Source organism: Hydrogenophaga sp. (genome assembly GCF_026125825.1).
Lineage (GTDB): Bacteria > Pseudomonadota > Gammaproteobacteria > Burkholderiales > Burkholderiaceae_C > Hydrogenophaga.
The window spans coordinates 1-17,486 of the sequence record NZ_JAHCKK010000091.1 but is presented as its reverse complement, the minus strand read 5'-3'; the positions used below and the strand labels follow the sequence as shown (position 1 = coordinate 17,486).

General features: G+C 64.4%; 20 protein-coding genes. 18 read left to right on the top strand and 2 right to left on the bottom strand.

Annotated elements, in window-relative coordinates:
• The 18 genes from KIT86_RS20620 to nagZ form a co-directional block, all read left to right on the top strand.
• Positions 1–701: ACP S-malonyltransferase (locus KIT86_RS20620; protein WP_297401862.1), on the top strand; the 701-nt coding region annotated here is incomplete at its 5' end.
• A 15-nt stretch (positions 702–716) separates the two neighbouring features.
• Entirely contained in the window at positions 717–1,478 is a 762-nt protein-coding gene (gene fabG, locus KIT86_RS20615) for a 3-oxoacyl-ACP reductase FabG (protein WP_297401860.1), read from the top strand.
• A 117-nt stretch (positions 1,479–1,595) separates the two neighbouring features.
• Complete coding sequence (gene acpP, locus KIT86_RS20610) at positions 1,596–1,835, top strand: acyl carrier protein (protein ID WP_066269448.1); 240 nt, start codon at positions 1,596–1,598, stop codon at positions 1,833–1,835.
• 7 nt (positions 1,836–1,842) lie between these two features.
• A complete protein-coding gene (gene fabF / locus KIT86_RS20605; protein ID WP_297401857.1) occupies positions 1,843–3,087 on the top strand; it encodes a beta-ketoacyl-ACP synthase II in 1,245 nt (414 codons plus the stop codon).
• A gap of 36 nt (positions 3,088–3,123) precedes the next feature.
• Positions 3,124–3,588: a hypothetical protein gene (locus KIT86_RS20600; RefSeq protein WP_297401855.1), complete on the top strand. Its 465-nt coding sequence runs from the start codon at positions 3,124–3,126 to the stop codon at positions 3,586–3,588.
• 34 nt (positions 3,589–3,622) lie between these two features.
• Complete coding sequence (rpoE, locus tag KIT86_RS20595; protein WP_297401853.1) at positions 3,623–4,264, top strand: RNA polymerase sigma factor RpoE; 642 nt, start codon at positions 3,623–3,625, stop codon at positions 4,262–4,264.
• Positions 4,265–4,333: 69 nt separating this feature from the next.
• Entirely contained in the window at positions 4,334–5,029 is a 696-nt protein-coding gene (locus tag KIT86_RS20590; RefSeq protein WP_297401851.1) for a sigma-E factor negative regulatory protein, read from the top strand.
• Positions 5,030–5,104: 75 nt separating this feature from the next.
• On the top strand, positions 5,105–6,109 hold the full coding sequence (locus KIT86_RS20585; RefSeq protein ID WP_297401849.1) for a MucB/RseB C-terminal domain-containing protein: 1,005 nt from the start codon (positions 5,105–5,107) through the stop codon (positions 6,107–6,109).
• Positions 6,110–6,265: 156 nt separating this feature from the next.
• Positions 6,266–7,729: a DegQ family serine endoprotease gene (locus tag KIT86_RS20580; protein ID WP_297401864.1), complete on the top strand. Its 1,464-nt coding sequence runs from the start codon at positions 6,266–6,268 to the stop codon at positions 7,727–7,729.
• Between the two features lie 507 nt (positions 7,730–8,236).
• The gene (gene lepA, locus KIT86_RS20575; RefSeq protein ID WP_297401847.1) at positions 8,237–10,045 is read left to right on the top strand and encodes a translation elongation factor 4; all 1,809 of its coding nucleotides are present in this window, start codon (positions 8,237–8,239) and stop codon (positions 10,043–10,045) included.
• A gap of 11 nt (positions 10,046–10,056) precedes the next feature.
• On the top strand, positions 10,057–11,022 hold the full coding sequence (gene lepB, locus KIT86_RS20570; protein ID WP_297401844.1) for a signal peptidase I: 966 nt from the start codon (positions 10,057–10,059) through the stop codon (positions 11,020–11,022).
• Positions 11,023–11,053: 31 nt separating this feature from the next.
• Positions 11,054–11,401, top strand: a complete 348-nt coding sequence (locus tag KIT86_RS20565) for a DUF4845 domain-containing protein (RefSeq protein ID WP_297401842.1) — start codon at positions 11,054–11,056, stop codon at positions 11,399–11,401.
• Positions 11,402–11,444: 43 nt separating this feature from the next.
• Positions 11,445–12,170, top strand: coding sequence for a ribonuclease III (gene rnc / locus KIT86_RS20560; RefSeq protein WP_297401840.1), 726 nt, complete (start codon positions 11,445–11,447; stop codon positions 12,168–12,170).
• 11 nt (positions 12,171–12,181) lie between these two features.
• A complete protein-coding gene (gene era / locus KIT86_RS20555) occupies positions 12,182–13,207 on the top strand; it encodes a GTPase Era (RefSeq protein WP_297401838.1) in 1,026 nt (341 codons plus the stop codon).
• Positions 13,208–13,252: 45 nt separating this feature from the next.
• Complete coding sequence (gene recO, locus KIT86_RS20550; RefSeq protein WP_297401836.1) at positions 13,253–14,065, top strand: DNA repair protein RecO; 813 nt, start codon at positions 13,253–13,255, stop codon at positions 14,063–14,065.
• Entirely contained in the window at positions 14,062–14,835 is a 774-nt protein-coding gene (locus KIT86_RS20545) for a pyridoxine 5'-phosphate synthase (RefSeq protein WP_297401834.1), read from the top strand. Before recO ends, KIT86_RS20545 begins: the two co-directional genes overlap by 4 nt.
• The gene (gene acpS / locus KIT86_RS20540; protein ID WP_297401832.1) at positions 14,832–15,224 is read left to right on the top strand and encodes a holo-ACP synthase; all 393 of its coding nucleotides are present in this window, start codon (positions 14,832–14,834) and stop codon (positions 15,222–15,224) included. Before KIT86_RS20545 ends, acpS begins: the two co-directional genes overlap by 4 nt.
• Positions 15,225–15,243: 19 nt before the next feature.
• The gene (gene nagZ / locus KIT86_RS20535) at positions 15,244–16,338 is read left to right on the top strand and encodes a beta-N-acetylhexosaminidase (protein ID WP_297401830.1); all 1,095 of its coding nucleotides are present in this window, start codon (positions 15,244–15,246) and stop codon (positions 16,336–16,338) included.
• Here the strand turns inward: nagZ and KIT86_RS20530 are convergent, their stop codons facing one another.
• Entirely contained in the window at positions 16,339–17,022 is a 684-nt protein-coding gene (locus KIT86_RS20530; RefSeq protein WP_297401828.1) for an LON peptidase substrate-binding domain-containing protein, read from the bottom strand.
• The coding region (locus KIT86_RS20525) for an acetyl-CoA carboxylase carboxyltransferase subunit beta (RefSeq protein ID WP_297401826.1) at positions 17,019–17,486 on the bottom strand (468 nt) is incomplete at its 5' end. The genes KIT86_RS20530 and KIT86_RS20525, both read right to left, overlap by 4 nt.

The following is a 17,486-nucleotide window of genomic DNA, read 5'->3' as shown; positions in this document are numbered from 1 at the left end:
CCTTGGCGGTCGCGGGGCATTCGCTTGGCGAGTACTCCGCGCTGGTGGCCGCGGGGTCCCTGACCCTCGCGCAAGCCGCGCCGCTGGTGCGCTTTCGCGCTCAAGCCATGCAGGACGCCGTGCCACCCGGCACGGGGGCCATGGCGGCTGTGCTGGGCCTGAGTGCCGCAGCCGTGGTGGCAGGGTGCCTGGAGGCGCAGGCCAGCTTTGGCGCCGGCAGCGCCGAAGTGGTGGAGGCCGTGAACTACAACGACCCCGTGCAAACCGTCATTGCGGGAAGCAAAGCCGCTGTGGACAAGGCTTGCGAGGTGCTCAAGGCGCACGGCGCCAAGCGCACGCTGCCCTTGCCAGTCTCCGCGCCGTTCCATTCGAGCCTGATGAAACCGGCGGCCGAAAAATTGAAGGAAAAACTGGCGGCGACTTCATTTGCAGTGCCGCAGATTCCCGTGATCAACAACATCGATGTCGCGGTGGAATCCGATCCGGATCGCATTCGCGAAGCCCTGTATCGGCAAGCTTTTGGTCCGGTGCGCTGGGTGGAGTGCGTGGGTGCGATCAAGGCGCGTGGCATCGACACCCTCGTCGAATGCGGGCCTCGCAAGGTGCTGGCCGCGATGGTCAAGCGAGTGGACCCGTCCTTGACCGGCGCGGCCCTGTTCGACCCTGCCACGCTGGCCGAGGTCAAGGCCTTGCTGGCCTGAAGTCTGGAGAACCCCATGTCTGAAATCAAATTTGCAGGCCAGGTGGCCCTGGTCACTGGCGCCTCGCGGGGCATTGGCGCTGCCATTGCGCACGAGTTGGCCGCCCGCGGCCTGATCGTGATCGGTACCGCGACGAGCGATGAAGGCGCTGCGCGCATCGGTGCGTCGCTGTCGGCGGTGTCCGGCGCAGCCCCCGGATGCCGGGGCGCCAAGCTGGACGTGAATGACGCGGCTGCGTCCGAGGCGCTGATTGATGAGATCGTCAAGGCCCACGGTGGTTTGCAGGTGCTGGTGAACAACGCCGGCATCACGCGCGACATGCTCGCCATGCGCCTCAAGGACGACGACTGGGATGCGGTGCTGGACACCAATCTCAAGGCGGTGTTCCGCATGAGCCGAGCCGTGATCCGGCCGATGATGAAGCAGCGATACGGCCGCATCGTGAGCATCACCAGCGTGGTGGGTGCTTCGGGCAATGCCGGTCAGGCCAACTACGCCGCGGCCAAGGCTGGCGTGGCCGGCATGACCCGCGCTCTGGCCCGCGAACTGGGCAGCCGCAACATCACGGTCAACTGCGTGGCTCCGGGGTTCATCGAGACCGACATGACCGCAGCCTTGCCCGAGGAGCAGCAAAAGGCGTTGTTAGGCCAGATTCCCCTGGGGCACCTGGGCAAGCCGGCGGACATCGCACACGCCGTGGCCTACCTGAGCAGCCCTCAGGCCGCCTATGTCACGGGTCAGGAACTGCACGTCAACGGCGGCATGTTCATGTCCTGAGAGCCAGGGCTTCATCGAATTTCCTCGCCGTGTCAGCCGCCCGGCGGGCCACCCGGGGTCACTTTCCCGGCGCGGCTAAAATGGCGGACTGTATTTCAACCACCCTCAGAGGGACCTATGAGCGATATCGAAGCACGTGTTAAGAAAATCATTGCCGAACAACTCGGTGTGGAAGAGGGACAGGTCACCAACGAAAAGGCCTTCGTGGCCGACCTGGGCGCCGATTCTCTGGACACGGTTGAACTGGTGATGGCGCTGGAAGACGAGTTCGGTATCGAGATCCCCGACGAAGAAGCCGAGAAGATCACCACGGTTCAGAAAGCCATCGACTACGCGTTGGCCAACCAGAAGGCCTGAAGAACCGATGAGCCGTCGCCGTGTCGTTGTGACCGGTCTGGGTTGCATCAGCCCCGTGGGCAACACGGTGGCCGATTCCTGGACCAACCTCCTGGCCGGACAGTCCGGCATTGACTTCATCACGAAGTTCGACGCGTCGAACTTCGCCTGCAAGTTCGCGGGGGAGGTCAAGGGGTTCAACCTGGATGAGTACATCACCGCCAAGGAAGCGCGGACGATGGACACATTCATCCACTACGGCGTGGCTGCGTCCATGCAGGCGGTGGCGGATTCAGGTCTCCTGACGGGCGAACAGCTCAGTGAGGAACAGGCCACGCGCATTGGTTGTGTGATCGGCTCGGGGATCGGTGGTCTGCCGCTGATCGAGGAGACGCACACCGAACTGACCAACCGCGGGCCGCGGCGCATCACGCCCTTCTTCGTGCCGGCTTCGATCATCAACATGATCTCGGGGCATGTCTCGATGAAATTCGGCTTCAAGGGGCCAAACATCGCGATCGTCACGGCCTGCACCACCGGCTTGCATTGCATCGGTGAAGCCGGCCGCATGATCGAGTATGGCGATGCCGACGTGATGATCGCGGGCGGCTCCGAAGCGACCGTATCGCCGCTGGGCATTGGGGGCTTTGCCGCCATGCGAGCACTTTCAACCCGCAACGACGATCCCAAGACCGCGTCCCGCCCCTGGGACAAGGACCGCGACGGTTTCGTGCTGGGTGAAGGCGCTGGCGTGATGGTGCTCGAGGAGTACGAGCACGCCAAGGCCCGAGGGGCGAAGATCTACGCCGAGCTGGCTGGTTTCGGCATGAGCGCCGACGCGGGCCACATGACGGCGCCCAACATGGACGGCCCGCGCCGTGCGATGCTGGGGGCCTTGCGCAACGCGGGGGTCAACCCCGATCAGGTGGACTACCTGAATGCCCACGGCACCTCCACGCCGCTGGGCGACATCAACGAGACCAACGCCATCAAGGCAGCCTTGGGTGACCACGCAAAGAACATGGTGGTCAGCTCGACCAAGTCCATGACCGGTCACCTGTTGGGAGGCGCCGGGGGCATCGAATCGGTGTTTACCGTGCTTGCGCTGCACCACCAGAAGGTGCCGCCGACCATCAACATCTTCAACCAGGATCCCGAGTGCGACCTGGACTACTGCGCAAACACCGCGCGGGACCTGAAGATCGACGTGGCCGTCAAGAACAACTTCGGCTTTGGCGGCACCAACGGGACGCTGGTTTTCCGGCGCGCCTGAACGCTCTGATCGCTTTTATCTTCACGAAGAATCCGCATGCACAGCGCCCCATCGGTAAGGTTTCCGGTGGGGCGTTGTGGTTTGTATGGCGCCTTGCTTGCGCTGCTGGCGGTGTTGGGTGCCGCCGTGCTCGGGCTTTGGTACGGGCAGGACGCGACGCCCGGCGATGCCTGGCTGGGCATGGCAGGTGGGGCCGCGTGGGCCGCATGGGTGTTGGTGGCGCTGCGGGAGTGGCGACGGTCTCCCGTGGGGTGGTTGAGTTGGCGTGCCTTGGAAAGACGCGATCCCGACGAACCTGCGGGCATTTGGTACTGGCACGCCGAATCGCTTCCCCAGGCGGTGCCGCTGCGCCGCGTGGAGCTGACGATGGATTGGCAGCGCGCCGTGTTGCTGCGCTTGCATTTCTCAGACGCGCCCGCGCGCTGGATCTGGGCGGAACGGGCCCGTCAGCCGGCGGCCTGGAACGATCTTCGCAGGGCCTTGGTCTGGGACCGCGCATGATCCCTTCGGTGGCCTGGGTTATATTTCCGCGCGCATGACTCTCGAAGACCACACCGCTCCACCACCACCCGACAGCGACGTGATGTTGGTGCAGCGCACGCTCGCGGGAGAGCAGCGTGCCTTCGAGATGCTGGTCATCAAGTACCAGCGGCGCGTGGAGCGGCTGATTGGCCGCATGGTCCGTGACACCGACCTGGTCCAGGACATTGCCCAGGAAACCTTCATCCGGGCGTACCGTGCGCTGGCCCAGTTCCGGGGAGACGCGCAGTTCTACACCTGGCTGTACCGCATCGCGGTCAACACGGCCAAAAAGCAGCTGATGGAACTCAAGCGGGACCCGCTGGTTTTCCAGTCCCAGATGAAATCCGGGGAAGACGATGAAACTTCCGCTCCGGAACGCGAACTAAATTCGGGAGTGGCCGACACTGAAACGCCCGAAGCGGTGCTGGCCAGCAAGGAAATCGCTGAGGCGGTCAATGCCGCCATGGATGCGCTGCCCGAAGAATTGCGCATGGCGATCACCCTGCGGGAAATCGAGGGCATGAGCTATGAAGAGATCGCCACAGCGCTGGAATGCCCTATCGGCACAGTGCGATCCCGGATTTTTCGGGCGCGCGAGGCCATTTCCGGGCGCATCAAGCCGATGCTGGAGCGCCAGTCAGGCAAACGCTGGTAGAAGAGGCGGGGGCAGGCCGTTGAAAGTCTGCCCATGGCGCCGCGAGCAGGGAAACTCAGGAAATTCATCATGAATGCCGCACAAGTCAATTTGAACCTTCGGCCTCAGAAAGAGATCGACCTTGTTGCACCGGAGCAGGCTTTGTCTGCTTTGGTGGACGGAGAGCTCGATGCTGCTTTGCTCGAAGGTCTGCTCGCTGCCGACCCAGGCCGCGCGGAGGTATTTGCCAGTTGGCACGCCTACCATGTGATTGGCGATGTGTTGCGAGGCAACCGTGTGGTGACCCCCGTGCACGCGCCCGGGGACTTCCTGGCCGGCGTGCGTGAAAGGCTGAAATCCGAGCCAGCCCCGGTGGACGATGGGCCGCGTCTTTTGCAAAGCCCGCCGGCCACGCTGGTGCGGGCGCCTGCAGCCAATGACGCGGTGTTCCGCTGGAAGCTCGTGGCTGGTGTGGCGTCGCTGGCGGCCGTGATGGCCGTCAGTTGGACGGTGTTGAACGGCGCGCCTGCGGGCACGGGCGGCGCGGCGGGTCCTCAACTGGCCTCGGCACCGGCGCCCACGCAGCAAGCCGCATCCTCGGTCGCGGTCAACGCTGCGGCAGCTCCGTCCGGCGCAGTGGTGGTGAACACCGGGCAGGGCCCCTTGATCCGCGACGCGCGCCTGGAAGAGCTGCTGGCCGAACACCGCCAGAACGGCGGCATGTCGGCCCTTCAGATGCCCACAGGCTTCATTCGCAATGCCACGTACGATGCTGCGGGGCGCTGAGGCACCATGGCGCGAGTCCTGACCCTGCCTTCCCGTCGTGATGCGAGCGTGTTGAGGTTTCAACATGGAGGGCCCATGATCCGGCGCTGGGGGGCCGCCGCGCTCGTGGCGCTGGCATCGGGCTTGCTGGCCCCGACACACGCGCAGAACGCACCTGCCTCGACCCCAGGGCGCAGTGTCAATGAGTGGCTGACGCGCATGCACGAAGCCTCGAACCAGCGTTCCTATATTGGCACCCTGGTGGTGTCTGCAGGAAGTGCCATGTCGGCATCCAAGATCTGGCACGTGTGCGATGGTTCGCAGCAGATGGAGCGCGTCGACACCCTGACCGGCGCACCGCGAACGACCATTCGCCGCAACAAGGAGGTCATTACCTTCGTTCCGGAGGCGAAAACTGCATTCGTCGAGAAGCGCGATTCGCTGGGCATGTTCCCCGAGCTGCTGCGCACGCCGAGCAACCTGATCCCTCAGTTCTACAGCGCGAGGGAAGTGGGTGTGCAGCGGGTGGCAGGGCACTTGGCCGACATGGTGGAAATCCTTCCGCGCGACGAACTCCGCTTCGGATACCGCATCTGGTCCGAGCGCCAGACGGGCCTGGTGGTGAAGCTGCAGACCCTGGGCGAGCAGGGCGCCGTGCTGGAGCAGGTGGCTTTCTCAGAACTGCAGCTGGATGCGCCGGTGAGCATGGACAAGCTCTCCAAGCTCATGAAAGACACCCGTGGCTATGAAGTCCACAAGCCCACTTTGAAAAAGACCACAGCCGAAGCTCAAGGATGGCGTTTGAAGGAGTCGGTGCCCGGCTTCACCGCCATGAGCTGCCATACGCGCGAGACGCCAGGCGCTGCGTCGCAGGGCCCAGGACAGGCCGCCATGCAGTGGGTTTTCTCGGACGGCCTGGCATCGGTGTCCCTGTTCGTCGAACCGTTCGATGCCCAGCGCCACACGCAGGAGACGTCGGCCACGGTGGGCGCCACGAACTCGGTCAACCGCCGCGTGGGTGACCATTGGCTGACCGTGATGGGTGAGGTGCCTGTGGCCACCTTGCGGCGGTTTGCCGTCGCCCTGGAGCGCACCCGGTAGATGCCTCGCGTGGCTGTCTGCAGATGGCCAGCTTTGCGTCGGTTGCCGGCTGTGTGTCCGGCGGGCTTTTGTTTTTCGGCATATCCTCTTTTTCTTGAGCACCCGTAAAGGAATTCCATGACGCGCTCCGACAACCTGCGAACCCCGCTCCTGAGCATGCTGACCACGGCCGCGCTGGTGTTGAGCAGCGCTGCAGGTGTGGCCGCCCCTACCACTGCATCGGCCCAGGTCCCTACCGTGCCACCGGCCGCCAGCGTGCGTGGCCTGCCCGATTTCACCGACCTTGTGGATCTCGTGGGGCCTTCGGTGGTCAACATTCGCACACTGGAACGCGCCAGCAAGGAAGGTCCGGGGGGCTCGACGCCCGACGAACAGATGCTGGAGTTCTTCCGCCGCTTCGGCATTCCCATTCCGCCCGGCATGACACCCCGCGCACCCCGCCAGGAGCGGCCACCGTCCGAAGAGGCGCAACCCAGGGGCGTGGGGTCGGGCTTCATCCTGAGCGCGGACGGGCTCATCATGACGAACGCGCACGTCGTCGATGGCGCCGATGAACTCATCGTGACCCTGCCGGACAAGCGCGAGTTCAAAGCCAAGCTCGTGGGGGCCGACAAGCGCACGGACGTGGCCGTGGTGAAGATCGAGGCATCGGGGCTGACGGCCGTCAAGATCGGCGACATCAATCGGCTGCGCGTCGGTGAATGGGTCATGGCCATCGGCTCCCCGTTCGGCCTGGAGAACACCGTGACCGCTGGTATCGTGAGTGCCAAGCAGCGTGACACGGGCGATTTCCTGCCCTTCATCCAGACCGACGTCGCCATCAACCCCGGCAACTCCGGTGGCCCGCTGATCAACATGCGCGGTGAGGTGGTCGGCATCAACAGCCAGATCTACTCGCGCTCCGGGGGCTTCCAGGGCATTTCGTTCGCCATCCCCATCGATGAGGCGGTGCGCGTCTCTGACCAGCTCCGGTCCACCGGGCGCGTGACGCGTGGGCGCATCGGTGTGCAGATCGATCAGGTGAGCAAGGACGTGGCCGAGGCCATCGGTCTGGGCCAGCCCAAAGGGGCGCTGGTGCGCGGCGTGGAGCCGAACTCGCCAGCGGCCAAGGCCGGTGTCGAGCCGGGCGACATCATCGTGAAGTTCGATGGCAAGGAGATCGACAAGTCCGTGGATCTGCCCCGACTGGTGGGCAACACCAAGCCCGGCAACAAGAGCAGCATGACGGTGTTCCGCCGGGGCAGCCAGCGCGAGCTCTCCATCGTCGTGGCTGAGCTCGAGCCGGATCGCCCGGAGGCCAAGGCCGCTGCGCCCGAGCCGACCAAGCCTCAGTCCAGCAACGCCCTGCAGGCCCTGGGTCTGAGCCTGGCAGAGCTCACTGCGGCCGAGAAGAAGGAGCTCAATCTCAAGGGCGGCGTGCGCGTGGCCTCCGCCGAAGGCCCCGCGGCGCGCGCGGGTCTGCGCGAGGGCGACGTGATCGTCGCGATCGCCAACACCGAGACCGGCAGCGTGAAGGAAGTCGAAGCTGCTTTGAGCAAGATCGACAAGGCCAGGCCGATCAACGTGCTCTTCCGGCGTGGGGAGTGGGCCCAGTATGCGGTGATCCGCGCAGCACGCTGAGCCTCGTTGTTGGCCCAATAACCCCCTGTCCCGATTGGGATTGGGGGTTATTTTTTTCGGTGGCCGATTCGCCACACGGGGTTTTCCACAGTACGCTCGGCCGAAAAACCCAGATTTGTTAGTGAATGCTCACAGTCATGGCCGATCTGATGACCGAATTCGCTAAAATAGAGGCCGTTCTGAACAGATTCCTGTGCCCATGCGCCACGTCCATTCACGATGTGGGAGTGCCGCAGGATGTTCCAGAGTCATCCACAGCTGGCTCACACGTTGTCCTTTTTTCCTGTGAATGAGCTGTGTATAACTTGGACGTTGCTGCGCTGCAACAGGGTAACGATGGTGGTTCGGAGGTGTGCATTCCAGGCTTTTTGCCTACAATGAAACCCCAACTATCGCAGTTGCCATTGATTGTTGGTTACGGGCGCGTCAGCAGCTGACGCGCCCTTTTTTATGGCCGCCCGTTCCTCGTGAACCCGCGGTTTTTCTCGTGCCTGAGCCGCCTTCCTGATGAATCACATCCGCAATTTTTCGATCATCGCGCACATCGACCATGGCAAGTCCACGCTCGCTGACCGCATCATTTCCCTGTGCGGGGGGCTGTCCGATCGCGAGATGAGCGAGCAGGTGCTCGACTCGATGGACATCGAGAAGGAGCGCGGCATCACCATCAAGGCGCAGACCGCCGCGCTCAAGTACAAGGCGCGTGACGGTCAGGTCTACAACCTCAACCTGATCGACACCCCTGGGCACGTCGATTTCTCCTACGAGGTGTCCCGCTCGCTCTCGGCGTGCGAAGGCGCGCTGCTGGTCGTCGATGCCAGCCAGGGGGTCGAGGCCCAGACCGTGGCCAACTGCTACACCGCGCTCGACCTGGGCGTGGAAGTGGTGCCGGTGCTCAACAAGATGGATCTGCCCAACGCCGACCCAGAAAATGCCAAGAGCGAGATCGAGGACGTGATCGGGATCGACGCCTCAGACGCCATTCCCTGCTCTGCCAAGACGGGGATGGGCGTGGAGGATATCCTGGAGGCAGTGGTGGCACGCATTCCGCCGCCCAAGGGTCGGCCTGATGCGCCGCTGCGCGCGATGATCGTGGACAGCTGGTACGACGCCTATGTGGGCGTGGTGATGCTGGTGCGCGTGGTCGATGGTCGCCTGCAGAAGGGCGAGCGCTTCAAGATGATGGCGACCAACACGGTCTACAACGCCGACAACCTGGGCGTTTTCACGCCAGCCAACGAGCCTCGCGAGGCCCTGGAAGCGGGCGAGGTGGGGTACATCATCGCCGGCATCAAGGAGCTGCAGGCGGCGAAGGTGGGCGACACCATCACCCTGGAGAAGAAGCTGCCCAACAATGCCGGCCCGGCCACCGAAGCCCTGCCGGGTTTCAAGGAAGTGCAGCCCCAGGTGTTTGCCGGGCTGTACCCGACCGAGGCCAACCAGTACGACGCCTTGCGCGACGCGCTGGAAAAACTCAAGCTCAACGACGCGTCGCTGCACTACGAGCCGGAAGTGTCACAGGCACTGGGCTTTGGCTTCCGCTGCGGTTTCCTGGGCCTGCTGCACATGGAAATCGTGCAGGAGCGGCTGGAGCGCGAGTTTGACCAGGACCTAATCACCACCGCCCCCAGCGTGGTCTACCAGGTGGTCAAGCCCGATGGCGAGGTCCTGATGGTGGAGAACCCGTCCAAGATGCCCGACCAAGGTCGCATCGAAGAGATCCGCGAGCCCATTGTCACGGTGCACTTGTACATGCCCCAGGAATACGTGGGCGCGGTCATGACGCTGGCCAACCAGAAGCGCGGCCTGCAGATCAACATGGCCTACCACGGCAAGCAAGTCATGCTCACCTACGACATGCCTCTGGGCGAGATCGTGCTGGACTTCTTCGACAAGCTGAAATCGGTCAGCCGGGGCTATGCCTCCATGGATTACGAGTTCAAGGAGTACCGGGCTTCCGACGTGGTCAAGGTCGACATTCTGCTCAACGGCGAGAAGGTCGACGCGCTCTCCATCATCGTGCACCGGACCCAGGCGCAGTACCGGGGGCGGGCAGTCGCTGCAAAGATGCGTGAGATCATCAGCCGGCAGATGTTCGACGTGGCCATCCAGGCGGCCATCGGGGGCAACGTGATTGCACGCGAAACCATCAAGGCCTTGCGCAAGAACGTGCTGGCAAAATGCTACGGCGGCGACATCACCCGCAAACGCAAACTTCTCGAAAAACAGAAAGCAGGCAAGAAGCGCATGAAACAGATCGGCTCGGTCGAAGTGCCCCAAGAGGCCTTTCTCGCCATTTTGCAGGTGCAGGACTGATGCCGGCGGCCATGGCATCGATCACCGCGGTGATTCTGGCGGCATTCGCCGCTTACGCGGTCGCCTGGTACACCGGCGTGGTGGAGGGCAATTTCGCCGTGCTGCTGATGTTGGCAACCGCGGTCACCGGGGTCTACTGGATCGCCGAGAAGCTGGTTTTCCTGCCGCGTCGCCGCCGAGCGGCCCAGCAACTGCTGGATGAGCACAATGTGCGCAAGGAGGCGCTGCTCAAGCAGGGCTTCACGCACATCGAAGGCGATGTGGACCATGCGCGCCAAAAGCTGCTGGCTCAGCCCTGGTGGCTGGACTGGACGGCGGGCCTTTTTCCGGTGATCCTGGCCGTCTTTGTCCTGCGCTCGTTTCTGTTCGAGCCCTTCAAAATACCGTCTGGCTCCATGATCCCCACCTTGCGCGTGGGCGATCTCATACTGGTGAACAAATTCCACTACGGAGTGCGCTTGCCGGTCTTCAACACCAAGATCATGGAGAACCACACCCCCCAGCGGGGCGATGTGATGGTCTTCCGCTACCCGCCGCAACCCAGCCTGGACTACATCAAGCGGGTGATCGGTGTGCCGGGTGATGAAGTGGCCTACCTGAACAAGCAGCTCACCGTGAATGGCAAGGCCGTGCCGCGCGTGGCGCAGCCCGAGTTTTTCGACAGCGAGACGATGCGCTATGCGCGGCAGTTCCGCGAGACCCTGGATGCGCGCAGCTACAACACGCTCAACGACGACGACCGTCCTGCCTTCATCCAGGGCACCACGGAGTTTCCCTTCAGCAACGCCTGCAAGTACACCGTCGAGGGCGTCACCTGCAAGGTACCCCAGGGCCACTATTTCATGATGGGTGACAATCGCGACAACTCGCTGGACTCGCGGTACTGGGGCTTTGTGCCGGACGCGAACATCGTGGGCAAGGCCTTCTTTGTCTGGATGAACTTCGGGGACCTGGGCCGCATCGGGTCGTTCGAATGAGCTTGCCGGTTGGTTTCAAGGGGATGAACACATGAAGCTGAAGCGACAACAACGGGGTTTGACCTTTTTTGGGCTCCTCATCGTCGGGGTCTTGTTGGCGTACACGGGTGTCATCCTCGCGCAGGTGGCCCCCACCTACATCGAGTACCTCGCGGTGAAAAAAGCCGTCGACAAGGCCGCCGCAGGCAGCACGGTGGCAGAGGTGCGCAGCATCTTTGACAAGGCCGCGCAGATCGACGACATCCGCACCATTGCCGGCAAAGATCTCACCGTGGGCAAGGAGGGCGATCGCGTCGTGGTCTCCTTCGCCTATGTGCGCGAGATCCCTCTGGTGGGCCCGGCGCACCTGGTGATGAAATACGAAGGCCGCTCAAAGTGAAGAACGCAACGGACCGGCAGCGCCCCGGCGGGCGCTGGTCTCATTGAGCCCCGAACTTCTGGCGCTGCAAAAGCGCCTTCAACACCCATTTGCCAACCCGCGCCTGCTCGAACGCGCGCTGACCCACCGCAGTTTCACGGCCGACCACAACGAGCGCCTGGAGTTTCTGGGCGATTCGGTGCTGAGTCTTGCGATCTCGGGCCTGCTGTTCGAGAAGCTCAATCAACTCCCCGAAGGCGACCTGTCCCGGGTGCGCGCCAACCTGGTCAAGCAGGACACCCTGTTCCAGATCGCTTCCGATCTGGGGCTTTCTGCCTGCCTGCGCCTGGGCGACGGCGAAAAGCGCTCGGGTGGGCACAAGCGGCCCTCGATCCTCGCCGATGCGCTGGAGGCCGTGATCGGCGCCGTCTACCTCGACGCGGGCTTTGAAGTCGCCGCTGCGCTGGTGCACCGGCTCTACAGCGGCGTCGAACTCAGTGCCCAGATGAGCGCGATGGGCAAGGACCCGAAAACCGAATTGCAGGAGTGGCTGCAGGCGCGCAAAATGAAACTCCCGGTCTATCGCGTCGTGGCCACGCTCGGCGAAGCGCACAAGCAGACCTTTGACGTGGAGTGCACCGTGACGGAAACCGGGCGCAGCGAGCGCGGCATCGGCGCTTCCCGCCGTGCAGGAGAGCAGGCCGCCGCCGCGGCCATGCTCCAGCACCTGACCGCCAGCCGGGGCGCGGCCGCGCCCATCGACAGCCCCGTGGTGACCCGCACCCCCTAACTTCCTGATTCATGTCCGCCTCTGCCACGCCCCCTTCCTCCAACCCCGATCTGGACGCCATGCTGGCGCGGGTCCTGGGCAAAGACACGGCCGACGCCGCCCCCACCGGGGATCCCGGGGCGGATGAGCCATCCGGGGCGCAGCCCGTGGACCCTGCCGAACAACGCTGTGGCTATGTCGCGATCGTCGGCAAGCCCAATGTCGGCAAATCCACTTTGCTCAACGCCCTGGTCGGCCAGAAGGTGAGCATCACCTCGCGCAAGGCACAGACGACGCGCCACCGAATTACCGGCATGCGCACCGTCGGCCCCACCCAGTTCGTGTTCGTCGACACACCCGGTTTCCAGACCCGGCATGGCAACGCGCTCAACCGCGCGCTGAACAAGACCGTGCTGGGCGCGGTGAACGATGTCGACCTGATCCTCTTTGTTGTCGAAGCCGGGCATTTCAACCTGGCCGATGCCAAGGTGCTCTCGCTGTTGCCTGCCAACGTGCCCGTGATGCTGGTGGCCAACAAGTTTGACCTCGTGCACCGCCGCGGTGATCTGGCGCCCTGGCTGCGTTCCATGCAGGAGCGTCATCCGTTCGCCGAGTTCGTGCCCATGTCGGCCAAGGCGCCCAAGGACATTCAGCGCCTGTTCTCGATCTGTGAGAAGTACCTGCCTCAACAGGCCTGGATGCACGATCCCGACGACCTGACCGACCGCAGCGAGCGTTTCATGGCCAGCGAGATGGTGCGCGAAAAGCTGTTCCGCCTCACGGGTGACGAGTTGCCTTACACCTCCACCGTCATCATCGACAAGTTCGAGGAGGAAGGCGCGCTCAAGCGCATCGCCGCCACCATCGTGGTCGAACGCGAGGGGCACAAGGGCATGGTGATCGGTGAAAAGGGCGAAAAGCTCAAGCGCATCGGTACCGAGGCCCGGCAGGAACTGGAGAAACTTTGGGATTGCAAGGTGTTCCTGGAACTCTGGGTGAAGGTGCGCTCGGGTTGGGCGGACGACGACGCTCGCGTTCGCTCGTTCGGCTACGAGTAAGCCAGCGGCCGCTGGACACCCGACCGGCACACGAGGCCACACCGCATGGCCCTGAAACGCTTCTCCGACGAGCCTGCTTTCGTCCTGCATCGGTACGACTGGAGCGAGACCAGCCTCGTGCTCGAGGTTTTCACGCGCCACCATGGCCGAATCGCCCTGGTGGCCAAGGGCGTGAAACGGCCCACCTCCCAGTTCCGCCCCGTGCTGCTGCCACTGCAGCCTCTTCACGTGTCCTGGAGCGGGGATGCGGAGGTGCGCACGCTCAAGGCCGCGCACTGGCAGGGCGGGCATGTGATGCCCACTGGCGAGGCGCTCATTTCAGGCAGCTATCTGAACGAGCTGCTCATGCGCCTGCTCGCGCGCGACGACCCTCACGAGCGCCTGTTCGACCACTTCGCCACGGCGGTGCAACTGCTGGCAGAGAAAAGCGACGCGCAGCCGCTCATCTTGCGGGCGTTTGAACTGCTGTTGCTGCGCGATGTGGGGCTGTTGCCCGATCTCGCCCAGGAGAGCAGCACGCTGACCGACCTGGACCCCTCGCGCCGCTATGTGCTGGTGCCTGAGAGCGGGCTGGTCCCTGCCCCGGATGAGGATGGACAGGCGCTCACTGGCGAGCAGTGGCTGGATCTGCAGGCAGCCATGGACGAGCCCGCGCCGTTTATCCCCACGCTGCGTGCGTGCGCGGCCTGCCTGCAGGCTGTGCGCGTGCCGCTGCGCAACCTGTTGCACTACCATTGCGGCGTGCGCGTGTTCAAGACCCGGCAGCTCATGCTCGACGTGCAAGCCATGACCCGGCCGCGATCGCCGTCGGATTCGGGCACTTCCCCAGAGAACCTCCCCACCGCGACCTCACCATGACCGTGGCCTCCCGTTCCCCGCATCCGACCACCGCCTTGTCGGTGAATCTCAACAAGGTGGCCCTGGTCCGCAATACCCGTCATCTGGGCATTCCGTCGGTCACGCGCGCGGCCACGCTGTGTCTGCAAGCCGGTGCGAACGGCATCACCGTACATCCGCGGCCCGACGAACGTCACATCAGAAGGCACGACGTGCACGAGCTCGCCGAACTGCTCAAGGAATGGCCTGGCCGCGAGTTCAACATCGAGGGCAATCCGTTTCACAACCTCATGGGCTTCGTGCGCGAATTGCGGCCGCAGCAGGTCACATTCGTGCCCGACAGCGAGGGCCAGTTCACGAGCGACCACGGCTGGAGCTTCCCTGCGGATGCCGAGCGTCTGCGCCCTTTGATTGACGAAGCCCGTGCGCTGGGCGTGCGCGTGAGCCTGTTCATGGATGCCGAGCCCGACCAGATGGCTGGGGCCAAGGCGGTGGGCGCCGACCGTGTGGAGCTCTACACCGAGCCCTATGCCGCCGCCTGGCACACACCGCAGCGCGATGCGCAATTGCGGCGCTTCCAGGCAGCCGCCCAAGCCGCGCTGGATGCCGGCCTCGGGGTGAATGCCGGACATGACCTGAACCGCGAAAACCTCACGGCCTTCCTGTGCGCGGTGCCGAAGGTGAGCGAAGTGTCCATCGGCCATGCCCTCATCGCGGACGCGCTGGAACTGGGCTACAGCGCCACCATCGCCGACTACAACCGCTGCATTGCTGACGCCTTCGCTCCATGATCTACGGCATCGGCACCGACATTTGCGACATCCGGCGCATCGAAGCCGTGCTGCAACGCCAGGGCGAGCGCTTCGTGCGCAAGGTGCTGACCGACGCCGAATTCGCCGTCTGGCAAAAGCGCAGCGCGCGCTGGCCGCAACGCGGCTTGCGTTACCTGGCGACCCGCTTTTCTGCCAAGGAGGCGTTTTCCAAGGCGGTCGGCATGGGCATGCGCCTGCCCATGACATGGCGGCGCTGCGAGATCAACAACCTGCCGAGCGGTCAGCCCGTCATCGTCCTGCATGGGGACCTCAAGACATGGTTCGAGGCGCAGGGCCTGCGCGCTCATGTGACCGTGACCGACGAAACCGACTACGCCGCCAGCTTCGTGGTGGTGGAGCGGAACTGACATTGCCGAATCTGTTTCCATGAACCCACACGCTCCTCTCATCATCGACGTGGCTGGTCACAGCCTCACCACCGTAGACCGCCAGCGCTTGGCCCATCCCCTGGTCGGCGGAGTCATCCTGTTCGGCCGCAATTGGCTCGACCGTGCCCAGCTCACGGCGCTGTGTCGGCAGATCAAGGCCGTGCGGCACGACCTGCTGATCGCGGTGGACCACGAGGGCGGGCGCGTGCAGCGCTTTCGCACCGACGGCTTCACCCACCTGCCTGCCATGGCCGCCCTGGGCAAGATGTGGCTGCGCGATCACAAGGCCGGGGAGCCCGAGGGCGCGGCGGCTTTGCAGGCAATCAATGCCGCGACCGCCGTGGGCTTTGTGCTGGGGGCCGAGCTGCGCGCCTGCGGCGTGGACCTCACCTTCGCCCCCGTGCTCGACCTGGATTACGGCGAGAGTTCGGTGATCGGCGACCGCGCCTTCGGGCGCGATGCGCGTGTGGTCGCGGTGCTGGCGCAAGGCGTGATGCATGGACTGCTGCAAAGCGGCATGGGGCATTGCGGCAAGCATTTCCCTGGCCATGGTTTCGTGAAGGCCGATTCGCACCTGGCGATGCCGGTGGACCGTCGCAGCCTCAAGGCCATCCTGGCCGAGGATGCCGCTCCCTACGGCTGGCTCTCGGCCAGCTTGCAGGCCGTGATGCCCGCGCACGTGATCTATCCCAAGGTGGACAACCGGCCCGCTGGTTTCTCGTCGCGCTGGTTGCAGGACATCTTGCGGCGTCGCCTCGGCTTCACCGGTGCCATCTTCAGCGACGACCTCAGCATGGCGGCGGCGCGACAGATCGACGGCGGCGAAGTGAGCTTCGCCGAAGCCGCGCTGGCCTCTCTGACGGCCGGCGGCGACATGGTGCTGCTGTGCAACCAGTCGGTGGTGGACGGCGGTGCCCCGATCGATGAGGCGATCGACACCCTGTCTCAGGCGGTGCTGGAAGGTCGCTGGCAACCCAGTGCAGCGAGCGAAGAGCGCCGGCTTGCGCTGCTGCCTCGCGCGGCGGCCCCGGATTGGGACGCTCTGATGGTCAGCGAGCGCTACATGCAGGCGCTGTCACTGCTGCCGGGCTGATCAGCGGTTCAGGCCCAGCTTGTCCAGCAGGTCGGACACCAGCTCCAGGCGCAACAAAGGGTTGTCCAGTGCCATCAGGCGCTGCTTGAGTTCGGCCGGTGCCGGCAGCAGTTCGGCCCATCGGTTGGCCACCCAGCCGCTGTCGTCCCATTGGTAGGGTGGCTGCAACGGCAACTGGTCCAGGCTGTCCGGATCGCGCTCCCGCAGGTTCTGCAGCAAATGCTGCAGACCATCGCGCGTGTGGGCCAGATGATCCGGCACAGGCACGGTGGCCTCCGGCTCGTCGAGTTGCACATCGGCCACCCAAAGGCCATGGGGCAGCTGGCTGCGGCGCTGCACGTGAAACCGCTGCAGGCCACGGCAGCGGATCATCATCAGGCCGGGTTGCGGCCTTTCCAGGCTTTCGATCTGTGCCAGCGTGCCCACGGGGTGGAACACTTCCTTCGCGAAGGCGTCGCCACTGGGGGGCGCATGGGGGTCGATGCGCCGCACCTCGCTGCCCTCGCTCAGGCAAACCACCCCGAAGGGTGCACCGGCTTTGTGGCAGCGGCCGATCATGTCGAGATAGCGAACCTCGAAGATGCGCAGAGGGAGCCAGCCGCCGGGATACAGCACCGTCTGCAGCGGAAACAGCGGGAGCTGCGACAGCGTGAGCGCTTCGGCAGCCCCGGAGGTGGAACTCAATCGTCGACCACCGCGTCGGCACTCTGGCGCTGCAGCATGGCCAAGGTGTTGGCGATGGTCGCGCGCAGTTCGCGTCGGTCGCAGATGAAGTCCACCGCGCCCTTGGTCTGCAGGAATTCCGCGCGCTGGAAGCCCTCTGGCAGCTTCACCCGCACCGTGTTCTCGATCACGCGCGGGCCGGCAAAGCCGATCAGCGCCCGGGGTTCGGCGATCACCACGTCGCCCACGAAGGCGAAGCCCGCGCTCACCCCACCCATGGTCGGGTCGGTCAGCACGCTGATGTAGGGCAGGCCCTTCTTCGCCAGGCGCGTCAGGGCCGCATTGGTCTTGGCCATCTGCATGAGCGAGAGCAGGCCTTCCTGCATGCGCGCACCACCCGTGGCGGTGAAGCAGATGAAAGGCACTTTCTGGGCAATGGCCTCTTCGACGCCGCGCACAAAGCGCTCGCCGACCACCGAGCCCAG